Here is a 22,826-nt window from a genome sequence, read left to right as displayed (position 1 = left end):
ATAATGATTTTCAAGAGAGACTCCAATAGTAAGCACTTTCATCGCACCAAGTCAGATCGCGGATGCTAAAATAGCACCCAGTTTAATCTGCTAATCTGAAACCCATTCCAATCGGAGCTGTCTTATGTCTGTCCGCCCATTTCAAGGCCACCATCCGAAATCAGGCCAACGCGTCATGATTGATCCCACAGCAGTCGTGATCGGCGACGTGGAGTTGGGGGATGATGTATCAGTGTGGCCGATGACAGTTATCCGCGGCGACATGCACCGAATCAGGATAGGCTCCCGGACTAGCGTACAGGACGGATCAGTTCTGCACATCACACACGCCGGCCCCTACAATCCTGAAGGTTATCCTCTGCATATCGGCGATGATGTCACCATTGGGCACAAGGCATTACTACACGGTTGCACGGTTGGAAATCGTGTACTGGTTGGAATGGGGGCCACCATTATGGACGGAGCTGTGGTAGAAGATAATGTGATCATTGCAGCAGGTTGCCTGGTTCCTCCGGGAAAGGTTTTGAAAAGCGGCTACCTCTATGTGGGAAGTCCAGCCCGCCAGGCGCGTCCTTTAACGGAAAAAGAAATGAACTACTTCACCTACACCGCCGCGAACTACGTCAAACTTAAGGACCAGCACCTGTCAGAATGGGGTAGGCCCATAGATTGATCAGACGCCGTTGATCTGGATCAAAATATTTTCTGACTTGAATTTGGTCCCCCTTGAAATCCTCCGAAACGGGAACTATTTATATTCTACAACGCAGCGTAGCGGGATGAGACGTCACCCCTGGATGTAGTTTAAATAGTTGTTTTTTCAATCGTTTATCCGATCATTTGGAGGAAATTTTTATGACTATTACACGTTGGAATCCGTTCCGTGAATTTGAAGATATTCTGGATCGCTATAACCGGTCCGTGCAGCCCGGTACCCGTAATGGAGAAAGCAGTGAACTGATGCGCAAAGCGGACTGGGCTCCGGCTGTTGATGTCACTGAAACCAAGACTGACTACCTGATCAAGGCTGAATTGCCTGGGGTAAACAAAGAGGATGTCAAAGTCTCCGTTGAGGACAATATCCTGAGCATCCAGGGTGAACGCCATTTGGAGAAAGAGGAGCAAGACAAGAAACATCACCGGATAGAGCGCTTCTATGGCAGTTTCGCCCGCTCTTTCCAACTGCCGGATAATGTTGATGAAAACAATATTCAGGCGGAATACAAGGATGGACTACTGACCCTGAAACTGAACAAGGTGGAAAAAGCTCAACCCAAAACCATTGAGATTAATCTGCACTAACCAGTACTGACCAGACCGATAAGGCAAAGTAGTAAAAGGTAAAGCAGCAAGAGGGTATCAGTGTTGGGTTAGGTGGGACTAATGGAGACTGTGCGTCACCGAATCAGGGCACATAGTCTCCAATTCCAACACCGCTCAGAGTTCAGAGTTCAGAAGCAGACTTGGCACCAGCCTCTTTGAGTAGAACCGCATACTCCTGGCCTTTGGCATGCTCACTAACGCGATCCAGCATTGTCTGACCATCGGGTCCCAATGCATTGATATTCCGGCCAGCATCCACAAAAAACTTCACCAGACGGGCATAATCTCCGGCGAGCATGTATTCATAGGATTCACGCAGAACGTGATAGTCGGGATCACGGTTGTCGTATGGTTTAAGATCCAGGAAACCTTTAACTCTGTCATCACTCCAATCTTCACCAATCACCTTCGGTTGTGACGGACCACTCATAACTTCACCTGTTTAACGATTCATTTGAAAAATGGGTACTGGGATCAAATGAAAAAAGGTATGGGGAGCTCTCTGATCCCACCGGGCGCATAGTTTAGCGCCTTCCGGCAACGGTTTACACCAAACCAACCTTTATTACTGGAAATTGCACTTGGCATTTTCAATCACAATCTCAACCCGACGATTCCGGGTTCGGTTCCCTTCAGTGTCATTGTCCAGCAAAGGCCGTGTTTCAGCCATCCCCACCGCTTCGACACGGGAAGCATCCAGTCGCCCGTCGAGAACCAATTGATGAACCACGCTAACAGCCCTCGCAGCCGACAGGTCCCAATTTGAGCGAAAGCGTGCGGAGTCTATAGGTCTGTCATCTGTGTGGCCCGTGACAATAATATCCCCCTCACAATTTGCCAGCTCATCAACCACCTTGATCAACACCGGACGCATATACTGTTTCAAATCAGCGCTGCCGGATTCGAAAGAGGCTCTTTCAGTGAAGGTCAATACAACGCCTTTATCATCAAAACGTATGTCCACCTCATCATCCGCAAGTTGCTGTTCCAATCGACCGATCAGCTTGGTTGCCAGTGCGTCGTTTTCCGCCAGTGCGGCCCGGGCCATTATCTCGGAACTGGTTTCCAGCGATGGGGGTAGGGCAGGCGGTACTGGGGGAAGGTTCTGATTGGCCAGAGGCCCGTCACTGGTAGAAGTGCCTTCCGGGTCCACCACAATCACGGGTGGCAGATCCGGGTCGATCTGCGAACCAGGCGCCCAGGGAACACCAAAGGCCTTACTCATTGAATAGGCAATAGCCCGATATTTTTCCGCATCCAGGTTGGAGAAACTAAGCAGCAGAATAAAAAACGTCAACAACAGTGTCATCAGGTCAGCGAAAGTGACGATCCAGGAAGGCGCCCCAGAAGTTCCAGGAATCAATCCTCGACTTTTGCGGGTTCTTTTCATTCTTCTCGGGTCGCCGTAAAGGCCGCGTTACTGGAAGGTTCAGGCATTTCCATCAGACCTGGAATGTATGAAGAAACAATATCCTTGAGAACTCGCGGATTCTGTCCCCGCAACATACTGAGAATACTGTTGGTCACAATCATCCGGTTACGGATTTCATCCTGGGTTTTCTGCAGCAGTTTATCGGCCAGGGGCAAGGCAATCAGTTGTGCGATAAAGGCCCCATAAAAAGTTGTCAGCAAGGCAATCGCCATGGCCGGTCCAATACTGGAGGGCTCCTGCATGTTGTTCAGCATCTGCACCAGCCCTACCAGTGTCCCTAACATGCCAAGTGCTGGTGCGGCCTCACCAATACCTCGAAAAACTTTTTCCGCCTTCTGTAGTCGGTCAATTTCCTGTTGAGTGTCCTCCAAGAGCACTTCTTCCACAAATTCCATTTGATGACCGTCAGCGCTGAACATCACCGCCTTACGTAGGAAATCATGCTCGATTTCCAGATCATCCAAACCCAGAAGGCCCTGTTTACGAATAACATCAGCTACTTTTCTGAGTTCAATGTACAGGGCGAAAGGATCGTCGAGCTTATCGGTGAACACGGTAGCAAAGGCAAGACGGAAGCTACTTGCCAGGTTTTTCCAGCGAAATTTGACTAGAGTCACCGCCAGAGTGCCAAAGACAACAATCATCAGGCCGGGCAGGTTAAAGAAATCCAACAAGCTTGAGCCGGACGCAATGGCTCCCAGAACCACACTGATTCCAGTCACCAGACCGATCAAGGTCAATATATCCATCACCAAACCCCATACGGATAGGACATTAGAAATAGCTGCCAGTTTTTCAGTTCGTTTTTCTACAGCAGCTTGTTAAGCATAGACAATAGAGGGTATTAAACCGAGCAGAGATGAACCGAATAGATAGCCGGACTAGTCACCAGCGCGCAAAGCCTCAAGCACTGCACCGGTTTTCGGCCTTATGCCGCGCCAGACGGTAAAAGCCTCTGCGGCCTGTTCTACCAACATTCCCAAGCCGTCTATGCAGAGCACAGCACCGTGTTGGGCAGCCCAGGCGTTAAATACTGTAGCCTCATTTCCATACATCATGTCATAGGTAACGGTATTTTTGCCGATAACTTGAGGGGATATCGGCGGAAGGTCTCCAGCCAGACTGGCAGAGGTCCCATTGATAATAAGATCGAAAGAGGTCGTTAACTCCCCAAACCCGGAAGCTTCAAGTTGCCCATAAGAGGCAAACAATTCAACCAGCGCCTGAGCCTTTGAGACGGTCCGATTAGCCAGGGTGACAGACTCCGGCCCCTGTTCAAGCATTGGCATCAGTACCCCACGGACCGCTCCTCCTGCCCCAAGAATCAGTATCCGTTTACCCTTCAGATCAAGGCCATTATTTACTGTCAGATCCCGAACCAATCCCGCACCGTCGGTGTTATCACCGTATAAAATTCCATTTTTTCGATACATCGTATTCACGGCACCGGCTAGTTCAGCCCTTGCGGTTCGTTCTTCTGCCAGTTTCCAGGCCTCTTCCTTGAAGGGCACCGTGACATTCAGACCTCTTCCGCCGTTGCCAAAGAAGTTGTTGACCGTATTGCCAAACCCATCCAGTGGAGCCTGTATCGCCGTGTATTCAAGACCTTGTCCAGTCTGACTGGCAAACAGATTGTGAATTTTCGGGGACTTACTATGGGCCACCGGATTTCCTACAACAGCATAGATATCCATGATATAGGACCTTCTGAAACGTCAATTCTTGAACAGGCTGGCCGCTTTACGCCCAGTCACGGGGTTGCAGATAATAGTCCGTCAAACGGGCTTCATCAGAGTCCGGCTCGGGAGTCCAGTTATATTCCCAGCGTACCAGGGGCGGCAATGACATCAGAATAGATTCTGTCCGGCCTCCTGACTGCAGACCAAATAATGTACCGCGATCATATACCAGATTGAATTCGACATAACGCCCACGCCGATAAAGCTGGAACTGACGCTCTCTTTCGTCATACGGAGTGTCTTTTCGTTTTTCCACAATCGGAGCATAGGCAGGCACGTAGCTGTCTCCTACGGACTGAAGAAAAGAAAATGACTGATCAAATCCCCATTCATTGAGATCGTCAAAAAACAGTCCACCCACACCTCTGGGTTCATTCCGGTGCTTTAAATAGAAGTATCTGTCGCACCAAGCTTTGTATTCAGAATAAACATCGGGACCGAACGGGTCACAGGCTTCCTTTGCTGTCCTGTGCCAATGCCGACAGTCTTCTTCAAAACCATAATAAGGAGTCAGATCGTATCCTCCTCCAAACCACCATACAGGGTTTTCACCCTCCTTCTCTGCGATAAAAAACCGAACATTGGCATGAGATGTCGGAACATATGGATTATGAGGATGAATGACCAGAGAGACGCCCATCGCTTGAAATCCGCGTCCAGCCAATTCTGGGCGGGCAGCAGTGGCGGAAGGAGGCAGTTGGTCACCGAATACATGCGAAAAGTTCACACCGGCTTTTTCAAACACTTTCCCATTCGAAAGAACCCGAGATCTTCCGCCACCCCCCTGATCTCTGATCCAGCTGTCTTCCTCAAAGCCCGCTTTACCGTCAAGGCCGGCAAGATTCTCACAGATACTGTCCTGCAAGCCCTTCAGGTATCGTTCAACTTTACTGGTGTAATCCTGCATGGAATCCTGTTTTTCCTCTCTGCTTCGAATAGATTTCAACTTCTGAACAGTCGGCCCGTGAGAGCATCTCTGATGGTGGTGGGGCGATCCAGTCCGCCCAATTCACCAGGCAGATAATAATCCAGCTCGTCACCAAAGTAACAACGGCTTTCCAGAAGAGTCCGTGCCGGGGAAATGCCTGCGGGGTTAGCTGATGTTGAGATGACAGGATACCCCAGTTGACGGGTTAGTTCACAGACAAGGGGATGGTCAGTCACCCGCACCGCGATTGAGCGATGAGTCCCCCTGACCCAATCCGGGTATATACCAGGATCGGGAAGCACCCAGGTATTAGGCCCGGGCCAACTCTTTATGACCTCGTTTGCCCGCTCTTCAGGGATCAATGAGAGCAGAGAACGGAAGTCGTTCATGTCTCCCGACACCAGCAATAATCCCTTCTGCCAGGGGCGCTTTTTCAATTTGAGAATGCGTTCAACAGCCTCTTGGTTGAAGGGGTCACATCCCAGGCCCCACACGGCTTCAGTAGGGTAAGCAATCACCCCCCCACGATGAACATGGTGACAGGCTTGCGCAATATGGATAAAGGACACCTTTTGCCCCTTTCAAACTTTGACGTTTACCGGCTGCGGTATAGAGCATACCTTAGCCAACAGATTCCGGCGCAAGTTAACCGATGCAGCACACCAAGGCAAGACGCCTGGCCCATCTATCTTCACCCAACTCTGACAAAACCTCCACGGTCGCTGCGGATTACCCCTTCCAATTCCAGTAACATCAAACGACTTTGTACATCAGCCACCTCAAGCCCGGTTCTGTCCACAATCTGGTCAGTATGGGTCAGGTCATACCCTACCGCTTCCAATACCGGATCTTTTTGGTTCCCTTTTTCACTCTGTAAAATCGAAGGTTTTGGATCAAGTCCAGGGAACGAAGGAGTAGTACCTGAGGCGGCAGTCCCCATACTTGTTGGCAAGTTATTATTCGTCATGGATATTTGCTGTTGTTGATAAAACGACATCAGTGCAGGTAATTCTTCAAAGATATCATCTGTACTTTCAACAAGCTTAGCTCCCTGTTTAATCAGGTGATGACAGCCTCTTGCCTGGGGATTATGAATTGAGCCTGGTATAGCAAAGACCTCCCGGTGCTGCTCAAGTGCCGTTCTGGCCGTAATGAGAGAACCGCTACGCATACTTGCTTCCACCACAATCGTACCAAGAGACAATCCGCTGATGACCCGGTTCCGACGGGGAAAGTTCTGCGCCATCGGCGGCATAGTTGGCGATAATTCACTGACCAGGAGCCCATTTTCCACAATGCGCTCGGCAAGGTGTCTATGCTTGGCTGGGTATACAACATCAATACCGGAGCCCATCACGGCAATCGTCGATCCAAGGGTATCAATTGCTCCAAGATGGGCGGCACCATCAATGCCGGCAGCCAGTCCACTGGTGATCGTAAAACCTCCAGCTCCAAGAGATCGGGCAAACTGACGCGCAGTTTCCAGACCCTGTGGACTTGGGCTTCTGGAGCCCACCATGGCCAATTGGGGGCGGTAGAGCATATCCACCTGACCTTTCAAGTACAGCAATGGGGGTGGATTATCCAGCAGCTTAAGTAACGCCGGGTATTCCGGCTGAATCAATGCGAGTATATGGTTGTCGGGCTTTTCTGCCCATTGTAGAGCTTGATCCGTTTCCTCAGAGCTGCTGACAAAATCTCTTTGAAATATCAAGCTGGCTACTTGACGGCGCAGCTCCCCGGGAAACCGGGATAAGATAATATCCAATTGCTTTTCATCAACCTGGTCATGACGAAAAACAGAGGAAAGTTTTGCCAGACGTGATGTTCCCAGTCCGGGAAGGGTGGCCAGATTCAGCCAGATATTGTAGGCAGTAGATTTCATCGATCATCCTTGTCGAAATAAATAAGGGGCGCTTCATGCGCCCCTGACTGGATACTATAGCTTACCCATTTTCGGCCAAAAGGCTAGAGAGAAAGGTTACGGGTTTCTTACCTCGTCCATAATCGCCAACGGCCGTTCCGCACGCAATATCAACCCGTAGCTGACCATGTCAAACACCCGGAATACCATAAGAATACCGGCACGATCTGACGGTAGTTGAAGGATTTCGTCAGTGTAAGGATCGCGTACTTGCTCACCGGTCTTATATATAGCTAGAACGTTACCTTCTTTTAGGCCGTTATCCGAACCTTTGTTGATGACAACGACATCATACTGACCGATCTGACTTACTCCATCCAGTACGGATATCATGCGTCCACGAATTTCACGATCTGGATTACTGGGGTAATAAGTAGAGCTTATCTCACGATCCTCTTCCTGCAGCAGGCGATCTCCCTGACGGATTTCCTCAGAGGTTCTGCGAATCTGAACAGTCACCACTTCATCGACAGCATCGGTAACCCGGCCGAGCGCAATGGAACGAGCCTCTATTCCCAAAAACTCTTCAGTTTCAGGATCAACGTATACTTGCCCTCGACGATAAATCCCATAAGACTCATCTTCTTTGGCTTCTCCACGGGCATATACCTGATCGCCAGCACCAACTATAAGATTGCCTTTCTTGCCTAGCAGAACGTACGGAGCTTCCAGCAGATCTTCTTCCTGAACCACACGGTTGTTGGTTAGGAACGGCTGAATCGCTTCCAGTGGTATCGCAGGGATGGCACTTTCCAGAGGCGTAATCCGTTTTTCCGGTGTCAGTTTGATCGTACGGCTGGCAGCCCCACGCTCACTAACCGTTACACGAGGTTGACCATCAATATAAATCAGCGCCAGAACATCACCTGGAAAAATCAGGTGAGGGTTTTCAATCTGTGGGTTAACGTGCCATATTTCCGGCCAGTACCACGGATTCTTTAAAAATCTCGATGAAATATCCCAAAGTGTGTCGCCCTTGACCACTGTATAACGGTCTGGGTGATCATTTCGAAGTTCTGGGGCCGCCAAAGCCAACTGACTAACCAACAGCATGGCGCCGAACATCAAGGACAGCATTTTCCTCATGGTCTCATTCCCTTAAAGTCTTTCCGGGCAGTTTGAGATGGGGTTGGGCTATAATGCCCATAAACCGGTTCAATTTGTACTCAGTGATACACTAATAGATAATAGTAGCAGGCGATCCTAAATCTGTAATGGAATTTTTTTCACAAAATTATTATGAGTAAGCTCCAAATTCTTGAATTTCCTGACCCTAGGCTGCGTACAGTTGCAAAAAAGGTCGAGGAAGTGAATGACGACATTCGCACTATCATCGACGATATGTTTGAAACCATGTACGACGCCCCGGGTATTGGTTTAGCCGCTACCCAAGTGAACGTGCACAAGCGTATCATCGTCATAGACATCTCGGAAGACAAGTCCGAACCGCTGGTTTTTATTAACCCTGAGGTAACGGTCCTGGACGGTGAGCCAGAGGAAATGCAGGAAGGCTGCCTTTCTGTTCCCGGCTTTTATGAAACCGTTACCCGCATAGAGCATGTTCTGATCAATGCACTGGACCGCAATGGTAAGCCATTCGAACTGGAAGCCAGAGGGCTGTTGGCCGTTTGCATTCAGCATGAGGTCGACCATTTGAATGGCAAGCTGTATGTTGATTACCTCAGCCCCATCAAACGGACCCGAATCCGTAAAAAACTGGAAAAACAGCAGCGGTTGCGTGCCTGACAAATCATTTTCCAAGATAACTTCAAAACCGCCAGGCTCTGGCGGTTTTTGTTTTTCTGGCAGCAAGCGCCAAAGGAATTGAGAACAAGATGACCTCCCCCCGTATCATTTTTGCCGGAACTCCCGAATTCGCCGCGACAGCGTTACAGGCGCTGATCAACCAGCAATTTAATATTATCGCTGTCTACACCCAACCTGACCGGCCAGCGGGCAGAGGGCAAAAGCTGACACCAAGTCCGGTCAAGTCTCTGGCTCTTGAACATGGGATTCCAGTGGAACAGCCACTTTCCTTTAAGAACCCAGAAGACATTGCCAGATTGGCGGAATACAAGGCTGATATTATGATTGTCGCAGCCTATGGTCTGATACTTCCTCAGGCCGTTTTGGACCTTCCTGCACTGGGCTGCCTTAATATTCACGCATCGCTACTTCCCCGATGGAGAGGTGCAGCTCCCATCCAAAGAGCGATCCAGGCTGGTGACACAGAAACCGGTATTACCATTATGCAAATGGAAGCCGGACTGGACACAGGTCCCATGCTTTTGAAAACAAGCACTCCGATTCAGGATTCCGACACCGGCGGCAGTCTCCACGACCGTCTGGCAGACATGGGAGGAGAGGCCATTGTGGACGCTCTGAACAAATTGGATACGCTGACGCCAGAGTTACAGGATAGCAACCAGGCAACCTACGCCAGTAAACTGCATAAACGTGAGTCAGCGATTGACTGGTCGCAGTCTGCTGAGAGCATTGTCCGTAACATCCGGGCGTTCAATCCCTGGCCCGGAACCAGCGGAATCTGTGGCAAGGACCAAATTAAGATCTGGGAGGCAGAAGCTATCTCCGCCGCTCATGAACATCTCCCAGGGATAATTATCAGTCGTCAATCAGGCGGGATTGAAGTTGCCTGCGGCCAGGATATTCTTTTGATACACAAACTTCAGCTTCCCGGAGCCAAGGCCATGGCAGTGACAGATTTTGTTAATGGCAACCAGAGTAAACTTCTCCCCGGTGAGCGATTCAATCCAGTCTCCCCAGAGTCAGGAGACTGACACCAGTGAATCAACCATCCACCGCCACCAGCAGTCGGGGTATCGCCGCCGGTATTCTAAAAAGCGTCATTGATGACGGAAAATCGCTGACGCCACTAATGGAACATTGGCTTGAGGCGATCCCTGAAAATGAGAAAGCCTTTGTCACAGCTCTCTGTTATGGAGCTGTGCGCTGGTATATCCGACTGAATGGCTGTCTCGGCCAGTTAATGGATAAGCCGCTTAAGCCCAAGGACAGGGACGTGCATATGCTATTGATCTGTGGAATGTACCAACTCGGCTACATGCAGAAACCTACTCACGCCGTCATAAACGAGACAGTTAATGCTTGTCAGGATTTCAACAAAAACTGGGCGACCAAGCTGGTAAATGGCGTACTGCGTAACTTTCAGCGCAAACAGAAAGAGTTAGAGGAATGGGCAGAGCTCAGAAACACCACACGCTTTGCGTTTCCCGGATGGCTGGTTAAAACACTGACTCAGGCTTATCCGAATCAGGTAGAAGAGTTGCTGGACAGCCTTAACCAACAGGCACCGATGACATTACGGGTGAATCCCCTACAGCAAAGCCGAGAAGAGTATGCCGATCTTCTCAAAGAGAATGGACTGGAGAGCCTGACGACAGAACTTGCCCCTTATGGTCTGACATTGACGCACCCTTGCGATGTGCAAGATCTTCCTGGTTTTTTTGAGCCCGGACGCTGCTCAGTGCAAGATGAAGCCGCCCAATTGGCCGCTACTTTTCTCAACCTGGCGCCCGGACAGCGAGTGTTGGACGCCTGTAGCGCGCCAGGCGGAAAAACCACCGCCATTCTGGAACAGTGCCCAAAGGTCAAGGAAGTGGTTGCCGTAGATATCGAGGCAGAGCGCCAGCAAAGGACCCATGACAGCCTTGGCCGACTGGGACTGAAAGCAAACGTGATTGTGGCGGATACCGGCACTCTTTCCGATTGGTGGGACGAGCAGCCCTTTGACCGCATTCTGCTCGATGCACCGTGCAGTGCCACCGGTGTTATCCGTCGTCACCCGGATATCAAGCATCTTCGTCGCCGGGAGGATATTACCCACCTTAGCGAGATTCAGTACAGCTTACTGAATACGCTTTGGAAAACTCTGGCGCCCGGTGGGCAGATACTTTACGCCACTTGTTCTATTCTTCCTCAAGAGAATACGCATATAATTGAAAGGTTTATAAGAGAAACCCCGAATGCCCGTCACATTCCGCTGGAACTTCGAGGATTTCACGACACGCCCACTGGGCATATCCAGCTGTTACCCAAGGCAGGGGGGCATGATGGTTTCTTTTACTCCCTGCTTGAAAAAGCGATTGGCTGAAGCTATCGGAAAAGTTCAGTTTCAATAGGATTTCCTATGAAAATTATTATTCTTGGTGCCGGCCAGGTTGGGGGCACATTGGCGGAGAACCTCGCCAGCGAAGCCAACGATATCACCATCGTGGACTCTGATGCCACGCGACTCCGCGGTCTCCAGGATCGCCTGGATATCCGCACGGTACAGGGTCAGGCCTCTCACCCCAACGTATTGAAACAGGCTGGCGCCGACGATGCAGACATGTTGATAGCCGTCACCAACAGCGACGAAGTCAACATGATCGCCTGCCAGATTGCTTACTCTTTATTCAAGACACCGACTAAAATCAGTCGGGTTCGAACAGCCGCCTACCTTGATCGCAAAGGATTGTTCTGCCCAGAGGCTGTACCCATTGACGTCATTATCAGCCCCGAGCAGGTCGTGACCGAGCATATCGGCCGTCTGATCGAAAATCCTGGAGCACTACAGGTTCTGGATTTTTCTAAAGGGCTGATACGTCTGGTGGGAATCAAAGCAAGCCGCGGTGGTCCGCTCATAGGTCACGAGTTAGCTTATCTGCGTGCACATCTTCCTCATATAGATACCCGAATTGCTGCGATTTACCGCAAAGACCGGGCAATTATTCCTCAGGGAGACACTGTGATTGAAGAAGGCGATGAAGTCTTTTTCATCGCAGCCAAAGATCACATTCGCAAGGTCATGAGCGAGCTTCAGCCGCTGGAGAAACCCTACCGCAGAATCATGATCGCTGGCGGAGGGAATATCGGAGCAAGATTGGCGGAAATGCTGGAAAGTAACTATCAGGTCAAACTGATCGAACATAATCAGGGCCGGTGTGTCCAGCTCTCAGAGGAGCTGGATAAAACGATTGTGCTACACGGCAACGCAGCCTACAAAGAGTTGCTGCTGGAAGAGAATATCGAAGACACCGACGTATTCTGCGCCGTCACCAACGACGATGAAGCCAACATCATGGCATCGATGCTGGCGAAGCGCCTTGGCGTCCGCAAGGTGATGACGCTGATCAATAACCCGGATTATGTGGACCTGATTCAGGGCGGTGAAATCGATGTTGCCATATCGCCGCAACAGACGACCATTGGTAGCCTTCTCACACATATAAGGCGTGGAGATGTAGTGGCCGCTCACTCACTTCGGAGAGGCGCCGCAGAAACGATTGAGGCTATCGCCCATGGTGACCATCGATCTTCGAAAGTCGTCGGCAAACGGCTGGATGAAATTGCTTTACCCTCGGGGTCCACGATTGGCGCAATCGTCCGTCGGGGGGAGGTGCTGATCGCTCATGATCATATACGAATCCAGCCTGACGACCACGTTATCCTGTTTGTGATCGACAAACGCCGGATAGCGGAAATTGAACGTTTGTTCCAGGTCGGCCTGACATTTTTCTGATAAACCACAAGTTTTTCCTGAGACCACTGTAGGATAATTAAAGCGAACCTGATTAATGCATTATTCAGCGATCACCCGCATCCTTGGCGTTCTGATGACGCTGTTCAGCTTTACCATGGTTCCGCCTATGGTGGTATCTCTCATATATGATGACGGGCATCTAAGACCTTTCGTCACGGCCTTCGGCGTTATTTTTTCTGCAGGTATTCTGACCTGGTTGCCGGTCGCCAGAAAGACCGCAGATCTCAGGGTCAGAGACGGTTTTCTCGTGACTGTCCTGTTCTGGGTTGTGTTGGCAGCCAGTGGGGCGGTGCCCCTTTACCTGAGCCACAATCCACATCTGGAACTGGTGGATGCGGTGTTTGAGTCCATGTCCGGACTAACCACCACCGGAGCCACGGTCATCACCGGCATCGATTCTCTTCCCAAATCCATCCTCTGGTACCGTCAGCAACTTCAATGGCTCGGGGGCATGGGAATCATCGTTCTGGCCGTGGCAATACTACCTATGCTGGGAATCGGGGGCATGCAGTTGTACCGGGCAGAAACGCCAGGTCCGGTCAAAGACAACAAGCTAACCCCCCGCATTACCGAAACCGCCAAAGCGTTATGGTATATCTATGTCACGCTGACAGCAGTCTGTGCGCTGATGTACTGGTTCGCCGGTATGGACGCTTTTGATGCGATCAGTCACAGCTTTGCAACAGTGGCCATTGGAGGCTTTTCCACTCACGATGCCTCTATTGGTTACTTTAATAACCCTATGATAGAGATCATTTGTATCGTTTTTATGATCATCAGCGGTGTCAACTTTGCCTTGCACTTCTTTGCCTGGCGACAGCGCTCTGTCTGGGTTTACTTTAAAGATTCGGAGTTCCGCTTCTATGCTCTGATACTGGCCGCCGTCTCTCTCTTGACGGTTTCGGTTCTGATGTTCAGCAATACCTACGACCCCATGAACGCCATTCTGAGAGGGGTGTTTGAAGTCGTCAGCGTCGCCACCACCACTGGATTCGCCACAGCAGATTTTGCCAGTTGGCCGCATTTACTGCCGTTTCTTCTATTTGTTATCGCGTTTGTAGGAGGCTGTGCCGGCTCAACAGGAGGCGGCATGAAAGTGATCCGGATGCTCCTGATCTATAAACAGGGCATGCGTGAGGTCAAACGCATCATTCACCCGAATGCAGTCATTCAGGTCAAACTGGGTAAAAAGCCGGTACCCGACCGGGTTCTGGAAGCCGTGTGGGGATTCTTCTCGGTTTACATGTTTATGTTTGTCTTCATGCTGATGGCATTACTTGCCACCGGACTGGACCAGGTGACCGCATGGTCGGCAGTGGGCGCTTGTATCAATAATCTCGGTCCGGGCCTGGGCTCTGTGGCTTACCATTATGGCGATCTAAACGATGCGGCCAAATGGATACTGTCCTTTGCCATGCTGCTTGGTCGACTGGAAGTATTTACTCTGTTGATCCTGTTCACTCCTACGTTCTGGCGGCGTTAGCCCTCGACCGCCTGCACCAGGGATGCCATGAAAGTCTGCTGGAAACTGTGTCGGAGGGGAAACATATGGCCTTCATTTTCCAGCAATTGCAGATCAACCAAAGGCATTTGTTCTGCCAGATGTGCACCAAATTGCCAGGGCACAAAGCGATCTCTGATTCCCTGGTAAACATGTACCGGCAATTGAACATCCTTCAACCGAAACCCCCAGTCCCGGTACTGCAGAAGAAGATCTTTCACAACGCCTTCGGCCCCCTGGCAGAAGGCGAGATGCTGACTTTCGAGAAAATCATCCAAAACTTTTGGTTGATGCAGCAGTGCTTTGTCCTCCTGTGTACTGGAGCTTTCAATAAAACGCAGATAAATTTTGGGTAGATGCTGCTCCGCCAACCGAATCATGTTCATCAATGATCGAAACAGAAAAGGGCTGACATCAGCAATTCTCGGACCCCGCTGATCCACAGACCATAATAGTTTCTTGGCAGTCGCCATTTCGGCAAAGTTAGTGTAACCGGCCAGTGCTCCGACAAAAGACAACTTATCCGGAATCACGTAGGCGCAAGCCAGTGTATGAGGAACACCACTGGACCAGCCCGCAACAGCAAACCCAGGCAGGTTTAACTTATCCGCCAATCTGACAAGATCCTTGGGGTAATCAAGGAGAGAATATTCAGATACCAGAGAGGATTCTCCAATTCCGGGTCTATCCATGACAATCCATCTCAGGTGATGCTCTTTGGCATTGTCATGAAACATTGCCCCTTCATAACTGGAACCCGGTGTTCCATGAGCATAGAAAACCGGATAGCCGTTCAGATCCCCCCATTCCCGGTAGCTGATGAGCCGCTTCTCACTCACCGGCAAATACCGAATACTGCCCACAATTGATTGAGAGTTTTCCGAGGCGTTTTTCAAGGCCATAAATCATTACCCAGGGTCATTCCGGTTTCCTGATAGGGATCTGGACAGTCCTTCAAGAGCCTGTGCCAATACCGAAATCGCACGACCATACTCAATTATTTTTGTGACTTTTATCACAAAAATATAGCACTCTGCGGAAGAAAGTCTAACCGTCATGTTCTGTAACCCTCACTCTATTCTTCCTCAAGAACAATAACTTATAGAAATTTATACCAGAGATTTGATCGACCTTGTTGATAGCCTGGGCGGATAGTGGCTTTACTGACAGTTGATCGATTAATTTCAGGATGGGGCACTGGTTCAAATACTGGCCAGTTGAATTCATGTAAATTAGTGTGTCCATTTGTATTTTATGTAAATCAAGGCTTTGGGTTAATGTAGGTCTCTTATGGAGTTAAACTGGCGCGCGATAGTTCTGATTATTATGCTGGCTCCGCTTTTTAGCGGCTGCGAAGAGCTTGGCCTGGAGGACGATGATGAAACCACGCGCTCGAACAAGGGCACCGACGTAGATCCGCCAGTGGTGGACATTACAGAGCCACAGGTATCATTTCCGTTTATCCGTTATCTGTACTTCAAGGAAGTAGAGGACACAGGAAGCAGCGACCCTGAAGGTTTTGTCTACAGCTACGACATTAGTGCCAACAGTGTTGTGCGCCAGAGTAGTGGCCAGACTGCCAAAGCATTTGCCACGGATATTCCTCTGGGTAAAGGTCGCTTCACACAGAGTTATGTGGTCATTGAGGAGAACGGCAATTACTTTCGGGGTGAGCCCAATCAGCAGAGCCTGATCCAGATGGGCACATTATCCAATGGACTGAAAGAACGCTGCACATACCAATTCATGGCGAACGGGCTGGGCAATGAAGAATACCTGTTCCAACTCAGAGCGGCGGGTACGGATTCAACCTGTAACACCGCAGACGACCTCAAACAGCAGATTGATCTTGGGTCTGACGGTTCAGATTCCCCAAACAATATCAGCGCCACACTGTTTACTTCGCTGCCGCTTCAGAACGAGGCTTTCGAGATTCAGGGATATGTTCATCCCCCCAGTGCAGACAGCGTCCAGATTATTGACCCTGAACTTACTCCTGAGAGGACACTCACAGGATTGGCTGGCAATGACTTCAGTATCAGTCGTCTCAGTACTGACGGAAACCTGCTATTAAATGCCAACGGCGAACTGTACCTGAATACCTCGGAGGAGCTGGTTGACAGTATTGGAACTCTGCTCACCACGTTAACCTCTATTGACCAGACCGCTCTGACGGCTCAAGACTGGGAAGTCGACTCCGAAAGCCTCTACATCAATGATGACGGAGCACTGCGTAAAATTGATCTGGAGACGGGTGGAAACACGCCCATTAATGTTAATGGCAGTACATTGGACGGACGCATTGCCCAATCTGAAGACTATCTTGTCGTCCATGCCACTGATAATACGCTTTATCGGGTGGAAAAAGTGGGCGGTACCGCGGTTTCCATTGCGACGAATACACTCAACGACTATATCGTCAGTAATAATCTTCTCTATTTCAGCACAGACGCGGATAGCGCCTATATTGCGGATCTGACTCATTCGGCATTGGACTGTGCAACCGCCACCGATTGTAACGGTGGTAGTGACGCAGACACCTGCGCCGTCAGTGAAGCCGCCTCTGGTTGTATACAGTTTACCAATGCGCAATGGAAGTTTATGCGGGAAAACCTGGATCGCGGCGTGGAATATTACCCCATACTGGTTCAAAGTGATGGGGCCATTTCCGTCACTGCCGATGGAGACTACTTCTACCGCCCCACTTTTCTGGGTTATGACACCAGCACCGGATTACGTCTGGTATCTATTGGTTCGCTTGGGAATGAAGTGCAGATTACCGGCGTTGGAGTTTCAGAGCAGGGCAACGGCCTGCTCGCACTGGAACTGGATTCCACTGATAATGCTGACCCGGATGGAGAAGGCCAGAACAGCGATATTTACTATCTGAATACCCGGCGTTCCAATTCCCTGAAAAATATTTCGTCATCCGGAACCACGAATGAAGTTCTGATTTCAACCTCGGAATTGGACTAAGCATTCAGCTCAATTGTAGAAATGGCGCTGTCCTTCAGGACGGCGCTTGAACCGTTTATACTCCCATTGATATTGCTCAGGAAAGCGATTTACCATGTTTTCCACAGTCCTGTTTAATGCTGTTACCGAGATTAGCAAGTCCTCACTATAAATCAACGAATCCGCTTCCTGCACCACCAACCGGAAACCTTCGGAATCAGACAATCTCTCGGCACAGACACAAAGCACCTTCGCCTCTGTACGCTCCACCAGCTTGGATACCAGCTTGATCGTGTTTGCCTCAATGCCAAAGAAAGGGGCGAACTGCCCTCCGGAAAGCTCCGGATCCTGGTCGGGCAATATGCCGATGACGCCACCTTCACGCAGAATATGAAACAGGCGCATCACACCTCGCTTGTTTGCCGGAACCAATTCGGAACCGTTACGCTCACGAACTTTCCGCATATAGTCATCAAGTTCTTCGATTTTCGGCGGTTGATAAAGCGCTGCCATCTTATACCTGGCAGCAAAAAAGAGACCTGCAACTTCCCAGTTCCCCAAATGAGGTGCCAGCAACACCAGCCCCTTACCGGCGGACTCAGCAGATTTAATCAGCTCCTCACCCTCAACTTCCTTCACCAGAGATAAGATCTTTTCTGCAGGCCACTCCCATACCGCGCCAATTTCAGCAGCCACCATTCCGGTATGTAACAGACTTTGTTTTGCCAAAGCATGACGTTCTCTGGCAGGCAGCTCCGGAAAACACTGCTCCAGATTAGTCAGCGTCACCCTCGCCGGCCCAGCCTGAAACCACCACAGAATATGACCAACCCACCGGCCCAGTCTTTGGGCGGCCGGTAATGAGAGTTTTGATAATAACCTGATAGCACGCTGTATCCAGAGAGCCTTGTTTGCTGAATTGCTCAATCGATGTCCTTTTTCTGCACAGATATATTGTGATTCACGGGCCGTCTGCGAGGCGATAATCCCCATAACGACTGATTTCTGCAATAAAAAGCAGGAAAATATGGAAGCCGACACACTCGACTCTGTAATAAGTGCCCGCAAGTTGTATAATTTGGCGCTTTATTCTACAGCCCAGGTCGGAACCTGTTAACCTAAAAGGTTCTGCAACCCGTGAAAGGTTGCTGCCATTCCGGATATTGACGTGACCGGATTCTATTTTTCCGACCCGGCAATTTGATTAACCAAGTGGTGTTTAACGTGACAGAAATAAGTAAACCCGATGCCAAAACCTTCCAGGGATTGATCACTGTTTTGCAAAATTACTGGGCACAGCAAGGCTGTGTCATTTTGCAACCGCTTGATATGGAAGTAGGGGCAGGGACTTTCCACCCAGCCACCTTTATTCGCTCCATCGGGCCGGAAAACTGGAATGCTGCCTACGTTCAACCCAGCCGTCGTCCCACCGATGGTCGCTATGGTGAAAACCCGAACCGCTTACAACATTACTACCAATATCAGGTTGTGATGAAACCTTCGCCGGCCAATTTCCAGGAGCTTTACCTGGGATCATTGCGGGAAATGGGCATCGATACCAACGTTCACGACGTTCGTTTTGTTGAAGATAACTGGGAATCTCCCACATTAGGGGCCTGGGGCCTGGGTTGGGAGGTGTGGCTGAATGGTATGGAAGTGACCCAGTTTACTTATTTCCAGCAAGCTGGAGGCTTGGAGTGCTACCCCGTCACCGGTGAAATCACCTATGGTCTGGAGCGTATTGCCATGTACCTGCAGGATGTGGATAGCGTCTATGATCTGGTCTGGACCAACGGACCTCAGGGGCCGGTTCTTTATGGAGATGTCTTCCACCAAAATGAAGTGGAGCAATCCACTTACAACTTCGAAGAGGCGGACACTGAAACATTATTTACTCATTTCGACTACTTTGAGCGGGAAAGCGCACGCCTGGTAACCAAAGGCCTGCCTCTGCCAGCTTACGAAATGACACTGAAAGCCTCTCACACCTTTAATTTGTTAGACGCTCGTCATGCCATCTCCGTTACGGAGAGACAACGCTATATCCTGCGCGTGCGCACTCTGGCCCGCGAAGTGGCCAAAGCCTATTTTGATAAGCGTAAAGCGCTTGGTTTCCCCTTGGCTGATGCCTCGATTCGGGAAGAAGTATTGGCCAGCGAAGCGGAGAAGAAGTCATGAGCACCCAGGATTTTCTAGTAGAACTCGGTACTGAAGAGCTACCACCAAAAGCACTGAAACAACTGTCAGAAGCCTTTACTCAAGGCGTCACTGAGCGTCTGGCCAAGGCTAATCTTGAATTCGGCGAAGTAAAGAGTTTTGCAGCTCCCCGTCGACTCGCTATTCAGATCAAAGAATTGGCCACCCAACAGCCAGATCAGCAAATCGAACGCCGCGGCCCTGCAATTCAAGCTGCCTATGATGCCGCCGGAAATCCAACCAAGGCATTGGAAGGGTTTGCCCGTTCCTGCGGTTCAACGGTTGATCAGCTGGAAAAACTGGAAACCGATAAGGGCACTTGGGTTGTATACAGAAGTGTCCAACCAGGAACCCCCACTCGAGAGTTATTACCAACTTTTGTGGATGAATCTCTGGCCGCACTGCCGATTCCCAAGCGTATGCGCTGGGGAGCTTCACGAGTGGAATTCGTGCGTCCTGTTCACTGGTTGTTAATGCTGTTAGGTGATGAAGTCGTGAACGCCAGTATTCTGGGTCTTAAATCCGGGGATACCACCCAGGGACATCGTTTCCACTATCCCCATAAAATCACCATACACAGCCCCTCTGAGTATCAAACAAAGTTGGAGTCTGTTGGCTTTGTAATGGCCGATTACGACGCTCGTAAAGAAAAAATTCGTCAGCAGATTATCGAAGCTGCGGCGAAAACCAACGGCCAGGCTGTAGTTGATGAGGACCTGCTGGATGAAGTTGCCAGTCTGAACGAATGGCCAGTGGCATTGACCGGTCGGTTTGAGGAACGTTTCCTGCAGGTACCTGCTGAAGCCCTGATCTCAACCATGAAGAGTAATCAGAAGTACTTCCACATTGTGGATAACGACAGCCGTATGTTGCCGTACTTCATCACCATTGCGAATCTTGAGAGTAATGATCCGCAACAGGTGATTGAAGGTAACGAAAAGGTGATTCGTCCTCGTCTCGCAGATGCTGCATTCTTCTACGAAACCGATCAGAAGCAAACGCTTGCGGACCGTCTTCCAAGTCTGCAGCCAGTCGTATTTCAGCAGCAACTCGGCAGTTTATATGATAAGTCTCAACGGGTTTCTCAGCTGGCAGCCAAAATTGCTGAGAAAATCGGTGGAAACAGCGAATGGGCCAAGCGGGCCGGTGAGCTTTGCAAGACAGATCTGATGACCGAAATGGTCCTGGAGTTTCCGGAACTTCAGGGCATCATGGGACGCTACTACGCCAAACTGGATAACGAAGCCGAAGAAGTAGCAGCGGCGATGGAAGAACAGTATTTCCCGCGCTTTGCCGGTGATGTATTACCTGCAACCACCACCGGATGTGCTGTGTCCATCGCAGATAAGCTGGATACACTGGTGGGTATATTTGGTATCAACCAACCCCCAACCGGTACCAAAGATCCATTCGGCCTGCGTCGTGCAGCGTTAGGTATGCTGCGTATCATGGTAGAGAAGGAACTGGACCTGGATCTGGCAGAGTGTGTTGCCTGGGCCCAGGAGCTGCACGGCAATCTGCCAGCAGAAAATCTACAGGATACTGTTGTTGACTATGTTCTAGAGCGTTTCCGTGCCTGGTATGAAGAAGAAGGCCTGGCCGCTGAAGTATTCCTGAGTGTGGTCGCCCGTCGCCCAACCAAGCCACTGGAATTCAATCAGCGAGTACAGGCTGTTGCGGCTTTTGCTCAGTTGGAAGCAGCCCAGGCATTGGCAGCTGCCAACAAGCGGGTATCCAACATTCTGAGCAAAGAAGAGGTGACAGAGACTTCATCCCTCAATTCAGGGCTGTTCCAGGAAGCGGCAGAAAATGCACTTTATGAAACACTGCAATCCAAGGCAGAAGCCATTAAGCCGTCTCTGGAAGCCAGAGATTTTACCGCCGCACTGACCGAGCTGGCACAATTGAAGGAACCGGTGGACAGTTTCTTTGATCAGGTGATGGTCATGGCTGATGACGAAGCAATTCGTAATAACCGGATCGCTTTGCTTTCCCAGTTGCGCGAAACCTTCCTGCAAATTGCCGATATTTCTCTGCTTCAAACCAAAGCGTCATAATTGAGAACATTGTTGTTTGTGGATAGCAAAGTAGTGAACAAACTGATCATTCTGGATCGGGATGGTGTCATCAACCAGGACTCTGACGATTATGTTAAGTCACTGGATGAATGGCACCCCATTCCCGGAAGTATTGAGGCTATTGCCCGCCTGACAAAGGCGGGCTTCCTTGTTGCTGTAGCGACAAATCAGAGCGGTGTCGCGCGCGGCTATTTCACAGAACAGACTCTGCATGACATGAACAAAAAGATGCTGGATCTGGTCGAGGAAGCAGGCGGTAGCATTGATGCCATTGCCTACTGTCCACATGGTCCTGAGGATCACTGTGATTGTCGCAAGCCTGCACCGGGCTTGATCTATCAGATTGAGGAAAAACTTCATCACAAGGCGCAGGGAGCCTTCTTTGTGGGTGACAGCTTGAGAGATCTGGAGGCCGCCAGGGAAGCGGGTTGTTATCCGATTCTAGTCGCTTCGGGCAAGGGGCAGAGAACACTGGAAAAGCTGGCAGATACAGCATTTGCAGAAGTTCCGGTATTTGATGATCTGGCCGCATTTACTGACAATCTGTTGAAAAATATCTAACTTCTTTCCAGGGTTGCAGAGCCGGATCATCCTTGATTATGATTGAAGGCTCTTGCTGTCGGCGTGTAGCGCAGCCTGGTAGCGCACTTCGTTCGGGACGAAGGGGTCGGAGGTTCGAATCCTCTCACGCCGACCACCTTGATGATGGTTTCACCATCAGGGTCGGACCCGTTGCACGGCGCGTATCGAATCCTCTCACGCCGAATCCCCGAAGTTTTCCTTGGTTCCCGGATAGATTGCATCGATCAGTGTCAGATCCCCTTCATCAAGAGCAATGCGATTTTCAGCGGATGGAAAGGTGTTTCCTGATTGAGTCAGCACTACCAGACGCTTGGGATCGGAGCCGCCGTCTTCACACATAAGAATGGAACCTCTTTGGCTAACGGCGATATTATTTGGCCCATTAACCGATAGGTTCGAATTTATAGAATACTGAAGAGCCGGTATGCGTCCGCGTCCAAATAAAAGAATGACGATCAAGGCCTCTAGAAGGAATCAACCGCCGAAGGAAATCGGCTCGAAAGAGATAACTCTACCTTGGCATTCAAGTATTGCGCTGTGATGTCAGGTGCTACCCAGTATGCCGACGTCCAGCTCTCGGACGATCCGCATACGCTTTTCGTTCT

The 22,826-nt window shown here is 50.2% G+C and carries 22 protein-coding genes and 1 tRNA gene; 12 read left to right on the top strand and 11 right to left on the bottom strand.

Annotated elements, in window-relative coordinates; all coding sequences use genetic code 11:
• Window positions 1–124 precede the first annotated feature (124 nt).
• Window positions 125–673: a gamma carbonic anhydrase family protein gene (locus F566_RS0121945; RefSeq protein ID WP_020409186.1), complete on the top strand. Its 549-nt coding sequence runs from the start codon at window positions 125–127 to the stop codon at window positions 671–673.
• 182 nt (window positions 674–855) lie between these two features.
• On the top strand, window positions 856–1,302 hold the full coding sequence (locus F566_RS0121940) for an Hsp20/alpha crystallin family protein (RefSeq protein ID WP_020409185.1): 447 nt from the start codon (window positions 856–858) through the stop codon (window positions 1,300–1,302).
• 142 nt (window positions 1,303–1,444) lie between these two features.
• Here F566_RS0121940 and F566_RS0121935 read toward each other — a convergent pair whose 3' ends face one another.
• From F566_RS0121935 to F566_RS0121900, 8 genes are all read right to left on the bottom strand, one after another.
• Window positions 1,445–1,753 (bottom strand): PA4642 family protein, encoded by a 309-nt coding sequence (locus F566_RS0121935; RefSeq protein WP_020409184.1) that lies wholly within the window; start codon window positions 1,751–1,753, stop codon window positions 1,445–1,447.
• Between the two features lie 135 nt (window positions 1,754–1,888).
• Complete coding sequence (locus F566_RS0121930; RefSeq protein WP_020409183.1) at window positions 1,889–2,713, bottom strand: flagellar motor protein MotB; 825 nt, start codon at window positions 2,711–2,713, stop codon at window positions 1,889–1,891.
• Window positions 2,710–3,504, bottom strand: a complete 795-nt coding sequence (locus tag F566_RS0121925) for a motility protein A (RefSeq protein WP_020409182.1) — start codon at window positions 3,502–3,504, stop codon at window positions 2,710–2,712. The genes F566_RS0121930 and F566_RS0121925 overlap by 4 nt, the downstream gene beginning before the upstream one ends.
• 132 nt (window positions 3,505–3,636) lie before the next feature.
• Window positions 3,637–4,449, bottom strand: coding sequence for a shikimate dehydrogenase (gene aroE / locus F566_RS0121920; protein ID WP_020409181.1), 813 nt, complete (start codon window positions 4,447–4,449; stop codon window positions 3,637–3,639).
• A 46-nt stretch (window positions 4,450–4,495) separates the two neighbouring features.
• Entirely contained in the window at window positions 4,496–5,401 is a 906-nt protein-coding gene (gene hemF / locus F566_RS0121915) for an oxygen-dependent coproporphyrinogen oxidase (protein WP_020409180.1), read from the bottom strand.
• Window positions 5,402–5,436: 35 nt separating this feature from the next.
• Window positions 5,437–5,991 carry an L-threonylcarbamoyladenylate synthase type 1 TsaC gene (gene tsaC / locus F566_RS0121910; RefSeq protein ID WP_020409179.1) on the bottom strand — a complete coding sequence of 185 codons (555 nt, stop codon included), beginning with the start codon at window positions 5,989–5,991 and terminating at the stop codon, window positions 5,437–5,439.
• A gap of 122 nt (window positions 5,992–6,113) precedes the next feature.
• Window positions 6,114–7,307, bottom strand: a complete 1,194-nt coding sequence (dprA, locus tag F566_RS0121905; protein WP_020409178.1) for a DNA-processing protein DprA — start codon at window positions 7,305–7,307, stop codon at window positions 6,114–6,116.
• A 96-nt stretch (window positions 7,308–7,403) separates the two neighbouring features.
• Window positions 7,404–8,432, bottom strand: a complete 1,029-nt coding sequence (locus F566_RS0121900) for a LysM peptidoglycan-binding domain-containing protein (RefSeq protein ID WP_020409177.1) — start codon at window positions 8,430–8,432, stop codon at window positions 7,404–7,406.
• A 153-nt stretch (window positions 8,433–8,585) separates the two neighbouring features.
• Here F566_RS0121900 and def point away from each other — a divergent pair, with 153 nt between their 5' ends.
• The 5 genes from def to F566_RS0121875 all read left to right on the top strand — a co-directional run bounded on the left by def (window position 8,586) and on the right by F566_RS0121875 (window position 14,392).
• Window positions 8,586–9,092 (top strand): peptide deformylase, encoded by a 507-nt coding sequence (gene def, locus F566_RS0121895; protein WP_020409176.1) that lies wholly within the window; start codon window positions 8,586–8,588, stop codon window positions 9,090–9,092.
• An 89-nt stretch (window positions 9,093–9,181) separates the two neighbouring features.
• Window positions 9,182–10,144 carry a methionyl-tRNA formyltransferase gene (gene fmt / locus F566_RS0121890; RefSeq protein ID WP_020409175.1) on the top strand — a complete coding sequence of 321 codons (963 nt, stop codon included), beginning with the start codon at window positions 9,182–9,184 and terminating at the stop codon, window positions 10,142–10,144.
• Window positions 10,145–10,149: 5 nt separating this feature from the next.
• Window positions 10,150–11,478 (top strand): 16S rRNA (cytosine(967)-C(5))-methyltransferase RsmB, encoded by a 1,329-nt coding sequence (rsmB, locus tag F566_RS0121885; RefSeq protein ID WP_020409174.1) that lies wholly within the window; start codon window positions 10,150–10,152, stop codon window positions 11,476–11,478.
• A gap of 36 nt (window positions 11,479–11,514) precedes the next feature.
• Window positions 11,515–12,888, top strand: coding sequence for a Trk system potassium transporter TrkA (gene trkA / locus F566_RS0121880; RefSeq protein WP_020409173.1), 1,374 nt, complete (start codon window positions 11,515–11,517; stop codon window positions 12,886–12,888).
• A gap of 55 nt (window positions 12,889–12,943) precedes the next feature.
• Window positions 12,944–14,392: a TrkH family potassium uptake protein gene (locus tag F566_RS0121875; protein WP_020409172.1), complete on the top strand. Its 1,449-nt coding sequence runs from the start codon at window positions 12,944–12,946 to the stop codon at window positions 14,390–14,392.
• On the opposite strand, the gene F566_RS0121870 is transcribed toward F566_RS0121875, so the two are convergent.
• Window positions 14,389–15,312 (bottom strand): alpha/beta fold hydrolase, encoded by a 924-nt coding sequence (locus tag F566_RS0121870; protein WP_020409171.1) that lies wholly within the window; start codon window positions 15,310–15,312, stop codon window positions 14,389–14,391. The two genes, F566_RS0121875 and F566_RS0121870, sit on opposite strands and share 4 nt — an antisense overlap.
• 388 nt (window positions 15,313–15,700) lie before the next feature.
• On the opposite strand from F566_RS0121870, the gene F566_RS0121860 reads away from it, so the two are divergent.
• Window positions 15,701–17,386, top strand: a complete 1,686-nt coding sequence (locus tag F566_RS0121860; RefSeq protein WP_026180217.1) for a hypothetical protein — start codon at window positions 15,701–15,703, stop codon at window positions 17,384–17,386.
• A 9-nt stretch (window positions 17,387–17,395) separates the two neighbouring features.
• Here F566_RS0121860 and F566_RS0121855 read toward each other — a convergent pair whose 3' ends face one another.
• The gene (locus F566_RS0121855; protein ID WP_245555286.1) at window positions 17,396–18,406 is read right to left on the bottom strand and encodes a lysophospholipid acyltransferase family protein; all 1,011 of its coding nucleotides are present in this window, start codon (window positions 18,404–18,406) and stop codon (window positions 17,396–17,398) included.
• A 183-nt stretch (window positions 18,407–18,589) separates the two neighbouring features.
• Between F566_RS0121855 and glyQ the strand changes: the two genes are divergently transcribed.
• The 4 genes from glyQ to F566_RS0121835 all read left to right on the top strand — a co-directional run bounded on the left by glyQ (window position 18,590) and on the right by F566_RS0121835 (window position 22,336).
• A complete protein-coding gene (glyQ, locus tag F566_RS0121850) occupies window positions 18,590–19,543 on the top strand; it encodes a glycine--tRNA ligase subunit alpha (RefSeq protein WP_020409168.1) in 954 nt (317 codons plus the stop codon).
• Complete coding sequence (glyS, locus tag F566_RS0121845; protein WP_020409167.1) at window positions 19,540–21,618, top strand: glycine--tRNA ligase subunit beta; 2,079 nt, start codon at window positions 19,540–19,542, stop codon at window positions 21,616–21,618. Before glyQ ends, glyS begins: the two co-directional genes overlap by 4 nt.
• A gap of 33 nt (window positions 21,619–21,651) precedes the next feature.
• The gene (gene gmhB, locus F566_RS0121840; protein WP_020409166.1) at window positions 21,652–22,200 is read left to right on the top strand and encodes a D-glycero-beta-D-manno-heptose 1,7-bisphosphate 7-phosphatase; all 549 of its coding nucleotides are present in this window, start codon (window positions 21,652–21,654) and stop codon (window positions 22,198–22,200) included.
• Between the two features lie 59 nt (window positions 22,201–22,259).
• Window positions 22,260–22,336, top strand: a tRNA-Pro gene (locus tag F566_RS0121835).
• A 59-nt stretch (window positions 22,337–22,395) separates the two neighbouring features.
• On the opposite strand, the gene F566_RS38080 is transcribed toward F566_RS0121835, so the two are convergent.
• On the bottom strand, window positions 22,396–22,680 hold the full coding sequence (locus tag F566_RS38080) for an alkaline phosphatase PhoX (RefSeq protein ID WP_157496991.1): 285 nt from the start codon (window positions 22,678–22,680) through the stop codon (window positions 22,396–22,398).
• Window positions 22,681–22,826: the final 146 nt, after the last annotated feature.

The organism is Hahella ganghwensis DSM 17046 (assembly GCF_000376785.1).
GTDB lineage: Bacteria > Pseudomonadota > Gammaproteobacteria > Pseudomonadales > Oleiphilaceae > Hahella > Hahella ganghwensis.
Note: the sequence above shows the minus strand (reverse complement) of the source record. Positions and strands in the feature narration are given on the sequence as shown.